Here is a 13677-nt window from a genome sequence, read left to right as displayed (position 1 = left end):
GTGCCCGAGCGTGTGCCACGGCACGTCGCCGACGCCCGGGGCGGAGGGAGGGGGTCGGGAGCAGGGGGCGATCATCACGAAGTCCTTACCCATCGGGGGTTCCCGTCGAAGGGGACCGTACCGGTCGGCACCCGAATTCCCCCCTACGAGTGACTTGCATCACACGCATTCGGCGACCCGGAGAGCGCAGGTCGCGGGTAGTCTCGCGTTGACTTCCTGTGGACTGGAGTTTTGCCTCGGCGACCGGTAGGCCCGGTTTGTCGACATCCGCGCTAAAAACTCCCCATATCTGTCCAAGGTCCTCGGAAGCACATCCCGCGCCACAAGCCCTGGGTCTACGTTGTGCACACCCGTGAGGTGTGAACCACCCGTATGCGCGCGGAGTCCTAACTCTCATCGATTTCCCCAGGTCACCTTGGACCGACGGAGGAGGCAACGTGACGCTCACCCACGCGGTCGAGGCGAGCCCGGCGGCAGCGCCGGAGACGTCCGGCACGGCTCCCGAAGCCCTGCCACTGGACGTGCGCCGACGCGTGTCGGCGTTGGCCCGCTCCTCCAACCTCCTCGTCACCTGTGACTACGACGGCGCCCTGGCCCCCACGGACGCCTCCGCCTCGCGGCCCCTCCCCCAGGCGGTCCGCGCCCTGCGCGACCTGGCCGACCTGCCCGGCACCACCTGCGCCGTCATCTCCGCCCGCCCCCTGGCCGACCTGGCGACCCTGTCGCGCCTGCCCGCCGAGATCCACCTCATCGGCTCCCACGGCACCGACTACGACACCACCCTGGACCGCCCCCTCCAGGCCGCCGACAAGGCCACCGCGCTGGAGCAGCTCCGCGACCAGGTCGAGGCGACCGCCACGTGCTACCTCGGCGGCGGCCACGGCGAGGAACCGGTCTTCCTGCGCCTGAACGGCCCCGACACCGGCATCCGTGTCGGGAGCGAGCCCACGGTGGCCGCCCACCGCGTCGCGGACACCCCCGCCGCCGCCCAGCTCCTCACCGCCCTGGCCGCCGAGCGCCGCGCCTGGGTCTTCGGGGAACGCCCCACCCCGATCGAACGCATGAGCCTGCTGTCCAACCAGAGCGCCGTCGCGCTCGTCGGCCCCGACGCCCGCCTGGCCTGGTTCTGCCACCCCGAGCCCGACTCCCCCGCCGTGTTCGCCGAGGTCCTCGGCGGGCGCAGCGCCGGCGTGTTCGCGATCGCCCCCGCCCACGGCGGGCGCCCCCTGGGCCAGCGCTACGAGGCCGGCACCATGACCGTGCGCACCCGCTTCTCCCGGCTGGAGACCACCGACTACCTCGCCCGCACCGAGACCGCCGGGCGTACCGACCTCGTGCGCGTGGTGTCCGGCGTGGTCCCCGCCACCGTGGAGTTCGCCCCCCGCCCCGACTTCGGCCGCGCGCCCGTGCACTTGGTCCCCGTCGAGGGCGGCCTGCGCGTGGAGGGCGGCGACTTCCCGATGGTGCTGTTCTCGCCCGGCGTGGACTGGCACGTCAGCGGCGACGGCACCCACGACACCGCCCGCGCCACCGTCCACCCCACCTCCGAGCGCCCGGTCGTGCTCGAACTGCGCTGCGGCACCACCGACACCGCGCCGAGCGGGACCGGGGAGCCGGAGCGCCGCCGTGCCACCCACGAGCACTGGACCGACTGGGTGCGCGACCTCGACCTGCCGGTCACCGCCCGGGACCTGGCCCTGCGCTCCGCGCTCACCCTGCGCGGGCTGTGCACCCCCACCGGGGGCGTGATGGCCGCCGCGACCACCTCCCTGCCCGAGGAGATCGGCGGGGTCCGCAACTGGGACTACCGGTACTGCTGGCTGCGCGACGGCGCCCTGACCGTGCAGTCCCTGGTCTCCCTGGGATCCACCACCGAGGCCGAGAGGTTCCTGGACTGGGTGCACGACGTGGTCGCCACCCTGCCCGGCCCCGAGCTGCTGCGCCCGCTGTACAGCCTGCGCGGCACCGACCTGGGCCCGGAGGAGGTCATCGAGACGCTGTCCGGCTACGCGGGCTCCCGCCCGGTCCGGGTCGGCAACCTCGCCGACCACCAGGTCCAGCTGGACGTGTTCGGCCCCATCGTCGAGCTCATCACCCACCTGTCGGCGGCCCGCGGACACCTGGCCGACCGGGACTGGGACCTGGTCGAGCAGATGTGCGCCGCCGTCGCGCGGCGCTGGGACGAGCCCGACCACGGCATCTGGGAGGAGCGCGACGAACCCCGCCAGCGCGTCTACTCCAAGGTGATGTGCTGGGTGAGCCTGGACCGCGCCCTGGCCCTGGCCGCCGACTACGGGCGCGCGGCCGACCCGGCCTGGGCCGAGCTGCGCGAGCGGATCTCGGCGGAGGTGCTGGAGTCGGGGTGGAACGAGCAGGCGCAGGCCTACACCACCGCCTACGACGGCACCGACCTGGACGCCGCGTCGCTGCACATCGGACTGTCCGGCATGATCGACCCCTCCGACGAGCGCTTCCAGGCGACGGTGACCGCGATCGAGGCGCAGCTGCGCAGCGGCCCCACGGTCTACCGGTACCACCGCGACGACGGCCTGCCCGGGGGCGAGGGCGGCTTCCACCTGTGCACGACGTGGCTGATCGAGGCCTACGTGCTGACCGGCCGGCGCGCCGAGGCCGAGGAACTGTTCAAGCACCTGGTGGACTGCGCCGGACCGACCGGGCTGATCCCGGAGGAGTTCGACCCGGTGACCGAGCGGGCGCTGGGCAACCACCCGCAGGCGTACTCGCACCTCGGGCTCATCCGCTGCGCCCAGCTCCTGGACCGGGACTAGAACCACCGCACTCGCGTCGTCGAAGGCGGAGCCCGCCGGACCCGGCGTCCGGCGGGCTCCGCCTTCGACCCGTTTCGTCACACCGTGCCGGTAGGGTGCTGCCACCGCACCGGCCGGAGGGACCCCAGGATGGCCACGACCGAACCCGTGTTGACGCCGCGGGCGCTCAACCGCGCGACCCTCGACCGCCAACTGCTCCTGCGCCGCGTCGACCGCCCCGTCGCCGACGTGGTGAGCCACCTCGTCGGCCTCCAGGCGCAGACGACCCACACCTGGTACGTCGGCCTGCAGAACCGCATCGCGTCACTCTCCCCCCACGAGGTCGGCCGCCGGCTGACCGAGGGCGCGCTGGTCCGCGTCTCGCTGATGCGCTCCACCCTCCACCTGGTCACCCCCGAGGACTGCCGCTCCCTGCGCGCGACCGTGCAGACCGCCATGGACCGCGACCTCGCGCACAGCAGCCACGGCAGGACGACACGGGACGTGGACCTCGACGCCGTCGTCGCGGCCGGGCGCGCGCACCTGGAGAAACAGCCACTCACGCCCAAGGAGCTGGGCGCGCTGCTGGCCGAGGAGTGGCCGGACGTCCCCGGAGTGGACCTCGCCTACGTCGTGCGCAACCGGCTGCCCGTCGTGCAGGTGCCCCCGCGCGGGGTGTGGGGCGCCTCCGGTCCGCCCGCGCTGGCGCCGGCCGACACCTGGACCGGGCTGGCCATGGACGCCCCGGCCGACCCGGACACCCTCGTCCTGCGCTACCTGGCCGCGTTCGGCCCGGCCAGTGTCAAGGACGTCCAGGCGTGGTCCGGGCTGACCCGGCTGCGCGAGGTCGTGGACCGGCTGCGCGACCGGCTCGTCGTCCTGCGCACGGAGGACGGCGCCGAACTCTTCGACCTGCCCGACGCTCCCCGTCCCGATCCCGACACCCCGGCGCCCGTCCGCTTCCTCTACGACTTCGACAACCTGCTGCGCGGCCACGCCGACCGCGGCCGCGTCATCTCCGCCGAGGATCTCAAGCGCATCACGTCCCGCAACGGAATGCCTCCCTCGACCGTCCTGGTGGACGGGCGGGTCCGCGCCGCGTGGAAGGTCGTCGGCCGGGGATCGGACACGGCCGTCGAGGTCGTCCCGTTCGCCCCGATCACCGGGAGGGACGCCGATGAGGTGACGGCCGAAGGACTGCGGCTGCTGGACTTCCTGGCACCGGACGCCGAGGGGCGTGAGGTCCGCTTCGTGTCCGGTCCCTGACGCCGACCGTGTACCCATGTGTCCGAGCGCGGACGATACGTGAGGATATGGAAGGATTCACGGGTGACTGATGAGTTCCGCGCCGCGTTCCAACGTGTGCTCGACACCGCCGCAAGCCAGGCACCCGACTTTCCGGACGCCGTGCACGACGTGTTCCGGCTGTCCTCCCACGTGCCGACGGACGAACTCGCCATCGCCATGGAAGCCCTGACCCCTGTCCTGAGCGACTGCGAACCGGCCGCGGGCATCGCCGCCGACCTCGCGGTCCTGGCGGGCGCCCTGGTCGAGTCCGGGGCCCCCGCGGGCGAGGTCGGGCTGGAGGTCCTGCGGCAGCTCGGGCGCTACGGCCAGGCCGCCGTGGCGTTCATGCACGCCTGGGACAAGACCGGCGGCGGACCGCTCCCCGGCCCCACCGAGGTGGGCGAGGCGGAGGAGGCCCGTGTCGAGGAGGTCCTCGGCGAGAACGCGCCGCTGGCCACCGTCGGCTGGTGGACCTCGCTGCGCTACGGGCTGGCCGCCAAGGCGATGCTCGGCGACGCCGAGGTGCGCTCCGCGGTACGCGCGGACGCCAGCGCGCTGGACGGCCTCGGACAGATCGTGCAGGCGCTGTCCACGCACCTCAGCGAGTTCCGCGAGGTCGGCGAACTCCTGCGGATGGCGGAGGCCGACACGGCGCTCGTCCTGGAGCGGGCCTCCCAGCGGGGCTTCCGGGTGCGCTTCGACGGCATCGGCGACAACTTCCAGCTGCACACCCTGCTCGCGGACGCCCTCATCGGCAAGGAGGGCCGCATGCTCGCGGGCACCCGGCCGGACCCGCGCTGGACCGCCGCCTGCCTGGACGCGTCCGCCGACCCCCTGGCCGACGTCGTCGAGGGCGAGTGGGACCTGGTCGGCGGCGACGGCACCTGGGTGGGCAACGAGGCCGTCCCCGGTGACATCCCCGTGGTGGACGGTGAGCGCGTGCTGGTCCTGGAGGCCCAGTCGCTCTCGCACTCCTGGCGGGCCGGACGCCGGCACCCGCACATCCCGGGGTCGCTGTCGGTCGTGTCGGAACTGCCCTACGACCAGGCCCAGGCCTGGTGGGCGCGGCTGCACCCCGCCGGGTCGGTCCGCCACCCGCTCGCGACGCCGATCGAGCACGACGACACCGGCGCGCACCGGCCGCCCCGGCACTTCGGGGTGGCGGCGCACTTCGCCGAGGTGGACTCGGGCCCGATGCCGGCACCGTTCCCCGACCCCGATCTCGCGCCGGAGTACGCCGAGCACCCGGAGCGCACCGAGTACGCCGAATACCCGGAGTACCCCGAGCACACCGAGCACTCCGGGTACGGGGCCGACGACGAGCCGGGTCCCGCCTGGCCGGGTCTCGGCGTCGACGACGGCGCCACACCGGCCCCAGCGGCCCCGGTGTTCCCGCCGGAGCCGCTCCAGGACGACGCGCCCGCCGGTGGCCCGCAGCAGCCGTGGGGCGTCCCCCAGGAGTTCCTGGAGGAACTCGCCCGCGGGCCCGAGTCCGTCCCCGGCCCCGCTCCGGCCCCGGAACCGGACCCCGAGACGGCGGCGCACCCGTGGGCGGACGACCCCCTGCCCCACGTGGCGCCCTTCCCCGGGTTCGTCCCGAACCACGCCGCCGAGGCGCCCCCGTTCCCCGAGTCCTCCCCCGTACCTCCCGAGGAGCCCCTGGCCCGCCCCGCCGCCCCCGCCCCTCTCGCCCCGGGCGCCCGGCTGCTCCCGCCCATGCCGCCCGGTGTCTCGGACAGCAGCACCTGGGCGCCGGACTGGAAGTGGCCGCTGCCGCCCAGGCACGGGCGGGACGGCTCGGTCCCGGACGCCGGCTCCACCGACGGCGGATGACACTTGTCATGCCGGAACCGCTGAACCGCTCACACGGGCCCGGTGACGCCTGCGACTACCGGCCTCCGCACCGACAGGGAACCCTGGGGACATGACGACGCAGCCGCACAGCACGAGCACCGGCCCCGGCGACACGGACGGGGCCGCCCCGGAGGCCGCCGAGGCGTCCGGCGCCGCTCCGGACGCCGACGGACCGCTCACCCCCGAGGAGGAGCGGCGCCGGGAGAAGGAGCGCAAGGAGGAAGAGGCCAGGGCGGCCCTGCGCGCGATCAAGCCGTGGGAGGGCAAGGCCACCCGCCAGGACAAGGCGCTCCTGGCGGCGTTCATCGTGATCCCCGCGTTCTTCCTGGCGCTCACCCCGCTCAAACCCCTGCTCATCGCCGACCACCCGGTCGGCCTCGCCGTGGTGACCGGCAGCAACGCCGCCATCGGCGCCGCGTCGGCCTTCGCGCGGATCGGTGAGATCCCGCTGTGGCTCGTCCTGGTCGCCGGCGTCTTCGGCAAGATCAAGGTCGACTGGCTCTTCTGGTGGCTCGGGCGCCGCTGGGGGCGCGGCATCGTCAACCTCATCACGCCGAGCGAGCGCGCCCGGCGCCTCGCGGACCGGGTCCGCGAGGCGAACCCGTGGTGGATCCGGTTCGCCGTCCTGGTCTCCTACGTGCCCGGCGTCCCCGCGGCCCTCTTCCTCGTCGTCGCCGGCTGGACCGGCATGCGGCTGCGGACGTTCATGCTCCTGGACGCGTGCGGCGCCCTGCTGATGACCGGTGTCGTCGCCGCCGCGGGCTACGCCTCCGGGCAGGCCGGGGTGGACATCATCCTCACGGTCGACCGCTACGCCCTCTGGATCACCCTCGCCCTCATCTTCGCCATGGCGTTCGCGCCGGTCATCCGCCAGAACCTGCGCGCCAAGGCCGACGAGCGGGCCCGCGCGAAGAACGCGGAGAACCCGGCGGAGGACGCGGAGCCGGAGGCGGCGAGCCCGGAGGACGGGACGCCGGACGCGAACGGCGCGGCGGACGCCACGAACCCGAACGAGGTGAAGGCAGCCGCCGGGGACGCGTCCTGACCCGCACCGCCCCGCCCGGGCGGAAAGTCGCACCGATGGTGTCCCCGGTCACACGCGCGGGCGGAAGCCGCGACTAAGCTGGCCTTCGGCAATCCGACACCCCGGGCAAGCCGGCTGCACTGGGTGCGTCACAAACACACTCTGGGAGATCCCGTCATGGGACAACAACACTTCGATCTCGTCGTCCTCGGCGCTGGTCCGGGCGGCTACGTGGCCGCGATCCGAGCGTCCCAGCTCGGCCTCAGGACGGCCGTCATCGAGGAGAAGTACTGGGGCGGGGTCTGCCTCAACGTGGGCTGCATCCCCTCCAAGGCGCTGCTGCGCAACGCCGAGCTCGCCCACCTGTTCTCCCATGACGCCGACTACTTCGGCATCAAGGTCGACGGCAAGGTGGAGTTCGACTACGGCAAGGCCCACAGCCGCAGCCGCGAGGTGGCCGAGGGCCGCGTCAAGGGCGTCCACTTCCTGATGAAGAAGAACAAGATCACCGAGATCCACGGGCGCGGTACCTTCACCGACGACCGCACGATCGAGGTCAAGGGCGAGGACGGCGCCACCGAGACCGTCACCTTCGACCACGCGGTGCTCGCGACCGGCTCCTCCACCAAGCTGCTGCCGGGCACCACGCTGTCCGAGCGCGTCGTCACCTACGAGGAGCAGATCCTCAGCGACACCCTGCCGGAGAGCATCATCATCGCCGGCGCCGGGGCGATCGGTGTCGAGTTCGCCTACGTCCTGGCCAACTACGGCGTCGACGTCACCGTCGTGGAGTTCCTCGACCGCCTCGTCCCGTTGGAGGACGAGGAGGTCTCCAAGGAGCTGGGCAAGGCGTACAAGAAGCTCGGCGTCAAGGTCATGACCTCCACCCGGGTCGAGGCCGTCGAGGACACCGGCCGGAACGTCCGCGTCACCGTCAAGGGCGGCGACGGCAAGGAGCAGACGCTGGAGGCCGACAAGCTGCTCCAGGCGATCGGCTTCGCGCCCAACGTCGAGGGCTTCGGCCTGGACCGGACCGGTGTCCGGCTCACCGAGCGCGGTGCCGTCGAGATCGACTCCCGCGGCCGCACCAGCGTCCCGCACATCTTCGCCATCGGCGACGTCACCGCCAAGCTGATGCTCGCGCACACCGCCGAGGCCATGGGCATCGTCGCCGTGGAGACCATCGCGGACGCCGAGACGCAGGAGATCGACTACCGGTTCATTCCGCGCGCCACGTACTGCCAGCCGCAGATCGCCAGCTTCGGCTACTCCGAGACCGAGGCCCGCGAGGCCGGGTACGACGTCCAGGTCGCCAAGTTCCCGTTCATGGCCAACGGCAAGTCGCACGGCATCGGCGACACCCGCGGGTTCGTCAAGATCATCTCCGACGGCAAGTACGGCGAGTTCCTGGGCGCCCACATGATCGGCCCGGACGTCACCGAGCTCCTGCCGGAGCTGACCCTGGCCCAGCAGTGGGACCTGACCGTCCACGAGGTGGCGCGCAACATCCACGCCCACCCCACGCTCAGCGAGGCGGTCAAGGAGGCCGTCCACGGTCTGGCCGGGCACATGATCAACCTGTAGCCGGCGGGGAGCGGACCAGGACCGGACGGGGAGCGGACGCCCGTCGGTGGCACGCCGGGGAACTTGCTAAGTTGCCCAGTGTCCCCCGCCGGAAGCCCTCCCCGTCCGGCTCTCCCCGAACCGAAAGCCACCCATGCGACTCATCCCGTCCAAGCCCCTGTCGTGCCTGGGCACGGCCGTCGTCGCCGTCGTCGTCGGCGGAGTCGTCCTCGTCGGCTGCGACGTGGTCGACCTCGACGAGGTCGGCGACTTCGGCAGCCTCGAGGACATCGACATGGAACTGCCCGAGGGCGGGGTGATCGCGAGCGGCGACCCCTCTCCCGAGGAGGAGGCGTCCGCCTACGGCCTGCCGGAGTCCTGCGCGGCGGCGGGCGCCGCCGAGGTCGTGGGGGACCTGGCGCCCGGGCCCGTCCTGGCCGAGGAGTCGGGCGCGGTCGAGGGGATCGACGACGCCGAGCAGCTGACGTGCTCCTTCAGCGACGGGAGCACCGAGCCGGGTACGCCCGTGTTCACCCTCGTGTTCACCTCGAACGCCGACCCCAGCGCCAACCCGGACGTCGTGCGGGTGCCCGGCGCGGAGGCCGAGATGAATTGGGAGGTGGACGTCGACGTGGACGTGGACACCTACCACAACGACGAGACCGACGCTCTGGGCGGCGACCTGGAGTACGTGGGGACCGTCGACGGCTCCAGCCGCCAGCTCTTCCTGTCGCTGCCCGGCGACTTCTACGTGGCCGCGATCGCCTTCGGCGAGGACGTGGCCCGCGAGGACCTGGAGCGGGTGGTCATGACGGCCGCCGAGCAGGTCCGCGGCTAGGACCCCCCCCGGGGGGCCGCGCCCCCGGACACGGCCGGACCGCGCTCGCGGACACGGCGAGGGGCCGCCGACAACGCGTCGGCGGCCCCTCGTCCGTCCTCCCACCGGAGGCGGGGCACCCCTAGTACTCGACGGGGATCTCCTCGAACTCGCCGAACGGCCCGGCGCGCAGCGTCAGCTCCTCCACGTCGGCCGCGGGCGCGGGGAAGACCGCGACGAGGTCGTAGGTGTTGCCCGGCTGCAGCATGTGGACCTCCTCGGCGAAGCTGCTGTAGCGCCCCTCGCCGAAGTCCATCTGCGCCACGTACCGCACGAGCCCGGCCTCCGGCTCCAGGAGCTGGAACCCGCCGAGCGTGCCCTTGTTGAACTGCTCCGGCCCGCCGGCCTGGATGGCCTCGGTGCCGCCCAGCTCCGGCACGAGCGGCTCGTCGGTGGTGTTGGTGAAGGCCACCGTGCCGATCACGTAGGCGCCGTCGCGGCGCAACGGGTAGATCTCCAGGCGCACACCGTCCAGCTCGCCCTCGGCCACGACCGACCCCGGGTCGTCGCTGAAGGGCGCGGGCCAGGTGACGTTGCGCTGGGCGGTGCCCAGGCCGTCGTCGTCGTACTCCTCCTCGGTGGCCTCGACCGTGTCGTCGAAGACGTAGGAGAACTCGACGCGGCGGTTGCGGGCGCGGGCCTGCTCGTCGTCCGGGCCGCCCTCGCGGGCCACCGGCTCGTCCATGCCGCGGCCCTCGACCTCCAGCGTGTAGCCCGTGCCGATCTCCTCGGCGAGCAGGTCGCGCACGCTCTCCGCGCGCTCCACCGACAGATTGTCGTTGTAGGAGGCCGAGCCGATGCCGTCGGTGTGGCCGATGACGGTGATGGTCGGGTCGTCGGGGTCGACGTTGGTCGCCAGCGTGGTGGCCGCGCGGCGCACGACCTCCTCGGCCTCCTCCGTCAGGGAGGCCTCGTCGAAGGCGAACATCACGTCGGAGTGCAGCGAGATGATCTCGCGGTCGCCGTCCCGGGTGGTGGAGGCGATCTCGGAGTCGACGAAGCTCTGCACCCAGCCCTCGTCGGCGAGCGCGTCCTCGTCCGGCCTGCGGTTGGCGAAGGTCAGGTTCTCACCGGACGGGGGCGGATCGTCGAGCGTGAGGTGGTCGGCCCCGTTGGGGTTCTCCGGGCCCGGGGTCTCCTCCTCGACGTCCTGGACGGGGATGCCGGTCATGGCACCCAGGCCGCTGCCGACGAAGGTCACCTGGGCCGTCTCGTCGGGCAGCCGCGGGAAGTAGCGGACGTACTCGTTGGTGACCCCGTCGTGCACGGGGTAGAGGCCGTCCTGGTTGGGGCTCTCCGACCCGTACTTGAGGCCCTCCTCGTCCAGGAACTCGCGGTACACGCGGCCGGTGAGCGGATCGACGAGGGTGTGGGCCATGCTCAGGTTCCGGTTGGGTCCGGAGAAGTCGCCGAGATAGGTCACCTCGTAGCGCATGACCGTGTACTCGTCGGTCCGTTCGAGGCCGGTGACGGCGAAGCGCATCTCGGTGTCCTGGCCGGTGTCCTGGAAGATCCGGCCCTCACGGACGTAGGGGAACTCCTCGCGGACCTCGGGCGGACCGGACGCGTCACCGAAGGTCTCCGACCACCAGCCGGACACGTCCTCGGTGACGGAGCAGCCGGTGAGCAGGAGGCTGCCCGAGGCCAACAGCGCGACCACGGTGAGGGGCGACTTCCGCGCCATGTGGGGGAACTCCGATCATTGACAGGGCGTACGGGCAACATCCTCCAGCACTCACGGAGTCGAACCGACCGGAGGGCGGACGAGTCGGGCGAACCCTATCGGAACGGCCGTTTTCCCGGTGCTCACGGAACCCGTCCGAGAAAAGATCGGCGTCCGGCCAATCCGGATCGCGGACCACCGCGAATACCTCACGTGAACACCGAGGGACGCGGGGGGACCACCCCGCCACGTGACAGGCGAAGCATCGTCGTGGGGTCGGTGACCGGCCTGCTCGCCGTCGGCGCCGCCCTGGGCGCCGCCGAGCTCGCGGCCGGGCTGACCGGTTCGGTGTCCCCCGTGGTGGCCGTCGGCGACGTCGTCGTCGACGCCACGCCGGCGTTCCTCATGGAGTGGGCGATCGCTCTGTTCGGGACGGCCGACAAGCTCGTGCTCGTCTCAGGCATCGTGGTCGTCCTCTTCGTGGCCGGTGCCGTCCTCGGGGTGCTCGCGCTCCGGCGTCCGGCGCTCGGCTACACGGGACTGGCGGTGTTCGCGGCGGCCGGGTTGGCCGCCGTGCTCCTGCGCCGCGCCGACGACCCGTGGGCCGCCGCACCGGTCCTCGTCGGCGCGGCGGCGGGAGCGCTCGCCCTCGCGCTCCTGTTGCGGAGCGCCGGCGCGGTCCACGGACCGGGGAGGAAGGGGCCGCGGGCATCGGCGGACGCGGAAGCCGCCCACCCTCAGGTGGGACCCGCCGAGGGCCCGGGGAGACGCGGTTTCGTTCTGACCGCGACGGGTGTCCTGGCGGGGTCCGCGACCGCCGGTGCCGTCGGCCGGTGGCTCCCGGACGCGCTGGGCGGAGCGGGGGCCCGGTCCCGGCTCGCCCTGCCCGCCGCGGCCGAACCCCTGCCCGCCCTGCCGGCCGGAACCGACCTGGGGATCCCCGGAATCACCCCGTTCAGCACCCCCAACGCCGACTTCTACCGGATCGACACCGCCCTCACCGTGCCGCGGCTGGACTCCACCCGCTGGCGCCTGCGCGTGCACGGCATGGTCGACGAGCCCTTCGAGATCGACATGGACGAACTGCTCGCCATGCCGCTCGTGGAGGCCGACATCACCCTGACGTGCGTGTCCAACCAGGTCGGCGGCGACCTGGTCGGCAACAGCCGCTGGCTGGGGTTCCCCCTGGCGGATCTGCTGCGCCGGGCGGGCGTGCGGTCGGGCGCGGACCAGATCCTCAGCACCTCCGACGACGGGTGGACCTGCGGCACGCCCACCGAGGTCGTCATGGACGGTCGCGACGCCCTCCTCGCGGTGGGCATGGGCGGCGAGCCGCTGCCGCACACCCACGGCTACCCCGCGCGGATGGTCGTGCCCGGCCTCTACGGATTCGTCAGCGCCACCAAGTGGGTCACCGACATCGAGCTGACCCGGTTCGCGGACGAGAAGGCCTACTGGGCCCAGCGCGACTGGGCGGTCCGGGCGCCGATCAAGGTGATGTCCCGCGTCGACGTGCCCGCCCCGCTCGGCCGCGTGCCCTCCGGAGACGTCGTGCTGGCGGGAGTGGCCTGGGCCCAGCACCGCGGCGTGGACGCCGTCGAGGTGCGCGTGGACGAGGGCGAGTGGTGGCAGGCCGACCTCGCCGAGGTCCCCGGCATCGACACCTGGGTCCAGTGGGTGGCCGAGGCGGACCTTGATCCAGGACAGCACACCGTGGAGGTCCGGGCCACGGACGCCACCGGACGCACACAGACCTCGGAGCGTGCCGAGCCGATCCCCGACGGGGCCTCCGGCTGGCACAGCATCCGCTTCACCGCCGAATAGGCGACACCAGACCCGCCACACCGGTGGTCCTGACAGTTGAACACGTTGAAGGAGAGAACAATGATCCGCAAGAGCACTCTCACCGTGACCGCCGCCGCTGCCGCCCTGGCGTTCGGCCTGACGGCCTGCGGGGACATGAGCGAGGAGGACCCCGAGGCGGCGTCGGAGAACACGAGCGCCGAGGAGACCGCGGGAGCGGAGGACACCGAGAGCGAGGGCATGACGGAGACCGCGGGTGAGAACTTCGGCCCGGGCTGCGCCGCTGTGCCCGAGGACGGGGAGGGCAGCTTCGAGGGCATGGCCGACGACCCGGTGGCGACTGCCGCGTCCAACAACCCGGCGCTGTCCACGCTCGTGACCGCCGTGGGCGAGGCCGACCTGGTCGACACGCTCAACTCCGCGGAGGACATCACCGTCTTCGCTCCGGCCGACGACGCGTTCGCCAAGATTCCCGAGGAGGACCTCAACGCCCTGCTGGCCGACCAGGAGCAGCTGACCGAGGTGCTGACCTACCACGTCGTCGAGGGCCGCCAGGCGCCCGCCGACCTGGAGGACGGCACGTTCACCTCCCTGCAGGGGGGCGAGGTCACCACGGAGGGCTCCGGCGAGGAGTTCACGGTGAACGGCGACTCGGCGGTGGTCTGCGGCAACGTGCAGACCGCCAACGCCACCGTCTACATCGTGGACACCGTGCTGATGCCGGAGTAGACACCACAGCCCCGGGCCGCCCGCGTGTTGGGGCCGGGCGGCCCGGTTCCCGCTGTCCCCCCACGGAGAGCCACGGAGAGCCCTCGGCTCCGGTTCTTCCCACCCGTCA

9 protein-coding genes are annotated in these 13677 nt (G+C 72.7%); 8 read left to right on the top strand and 1 reads right to left on the bottom strand.

Translation table 11 applies throughout. The annotated features are described in order from the left end of the window. Positions 1–437 precede the first annotated feature (437 nt). From HNR10_RS16800 to HNR10_RS16775, 6 genes are all read left to right on the top strand, one after another. Positions 438–2789: a trehalase-like domain-containing protein gene (locus tag HNR10_RS16800; protein WP_179824656.1), complete on the top strand. Its 2352-nt coding sequence runs from the start codon at positions 438–440 to the stop codon at positions 2787–2789. A 129-nt stretch (positions 2790–2918) separates the two neighbouring features. After that, a complete protein-coding gene (locus HNR10_RS16795) occupies positions 2919–4034 on the top strand; it encodes a winged helix DNA-binding domain-containing protein (protein ID WP_179824654.1) in 1116 nt (371 codons plus the stop codon). A gap of 63 nt (positions 4035–4097) precedes the next feature. Continuing rightward, positions 4098–5888 carry a hypothetical protein gene (locus HNR10_RS16790; RefSeq protein ID WP_179824652.1) on the top strand — a complete coding sequence of 597 codons (1791 nt, stop codon included), beginning with the start codon at positions 4098–4100 and terminating at the stop codon, positions 5886–5888. Between the two features lie 91 nt (positions 5889–5979). After that, entirely contained in the window at positions 5980–6954 is a 975-nt protein-coding gene (locus HNR10_RS16785; RefSeq protein WP_179824650.1) for a DedA family protein, read from the top strand. A gap of 156 nt (positions 6955–7110) precedes the next feature. Beyond that, on the top strand, positions 7111–8517 hold the full coding sequence (gene lpdA / locus HNR10_RS16780) for a dihydrolipoyl dehydrogenase (protein ID WP_179824648.1): 1407 nt from the start codon (positions 7111–7113) through the stop codon (positions 8515–8517). Between the two features lie 133 nt (positions 8518–8650). Continuing rightward, complete coding sequence (locus HNR10_RS16775; protein WP_179824646.1) at positions 8651–9334, top strand: hypothetical protein; 684 nt, start codon at positions 8651–8653, stop codon at positions 9332–9334. A 121-nt stretch (positions 9335–9455) separates the two neighbouring features. Here the strand turns inward: HNR10_RS16775 and HNR10_RS16770 are convergent, their stop codons facing one another. Beyond that, the gene (locus HNR10_RS16770; RefSeq protein WP_179824644.1) at positions 9456–11057 is read right to left on the bottom strand and encodes an OmpA family protein; all 1602 of its coding nucleotides are present in this window, start codon (positions 11055–11057) and stop codon (positions 9456–9458) included. 183 nt (positions 11058–11240) lie between these two features. Here HNR10_RS16770 and HNR10_RS16765 point away from each other — a divergent pair, with 183 nt between their 5' ends. Together HNR10_RS16765 and HNR10_RS16760 are read left to right on the top strand one after the other, a co-directional pair. Next, on the top strand, positions 11241–12860 hold the full coding sequence (locus HNR10_RS16765; RefSeq protein WP_179829786.1) for a molybdopterin-dependent oxidoreductase: 1620 nt from the start codon (positions 11241–11243) through the stop codon (positions 12858–12860). Positions 12861–12920: 60 nt separating this feature from the next. Then, positions 12921–13568, top strand: coding sequence for a fasciclin domain-containing protein (locus HNR10_RS16760; protein ID WP_179824641.1), 648 nt, complete (start codon positions 12921–12923; stop codon positions 13566–13568). Positions 13569–13677: the final 109 nt, after the last annotated feature.

This window comes from Nocardiopsis aegyptia (assembly GCF_013410755.1).
Taxonomy (GTDB): domain Bacteria; phylum Actinomycetota; class Actinomycetes; order Streptosporangiales; family Streptosporangiaceae; genus Nocardiopsis; species Nocardiopsis aegyptia.
This window is presented reverse-complemented; position numbering and strand designations above follow the sequence as displayed.

Coding starts and splice junctions, on each gene's coding strand:
- HNR10_RS16795 (WP_179824654.1), top strand. CDS start 2,919: ATGGCCACGACCGAACCCGTGTTGACGCCGCGGGCGCTCAACCGCGCG.
- HNR10_RS16785 (WP_179824650.1), top strand. CDS start 5,980: ATGACGACGCAGCCGCACAGCACGAGCACCGGCCCCGGCGACACGGAC.
- lpdA (WP_179824648.1), top strand. CDS start 7,111: ATGGGACAACAACACTTCGATCTCGTCGTCCTCGGCGCTGGTCCGGGC.
- HNR10_RS16775 (WP_179824646.1), top strand. CDS start 8,651: ATGCGACTCATCCCGTCCAAGCCCCTGTCGTGCCTGGGCACGGCCGTC.
- HNR10_RS16770 (WP_179824644.1), bottom strand. CDS start 11,057: ATGGCGCGGAAGTCGCCCCTCACCGTGGTCGCGCTGTTGGCCTCGGGC.
- HNR10_RS16760 (WP_179824641.1), top strand. CDS start 12,921: ATGATCCGCAAGAGCACTCTCACCGTGACCGCCGCCGCTGCCGCCCTG.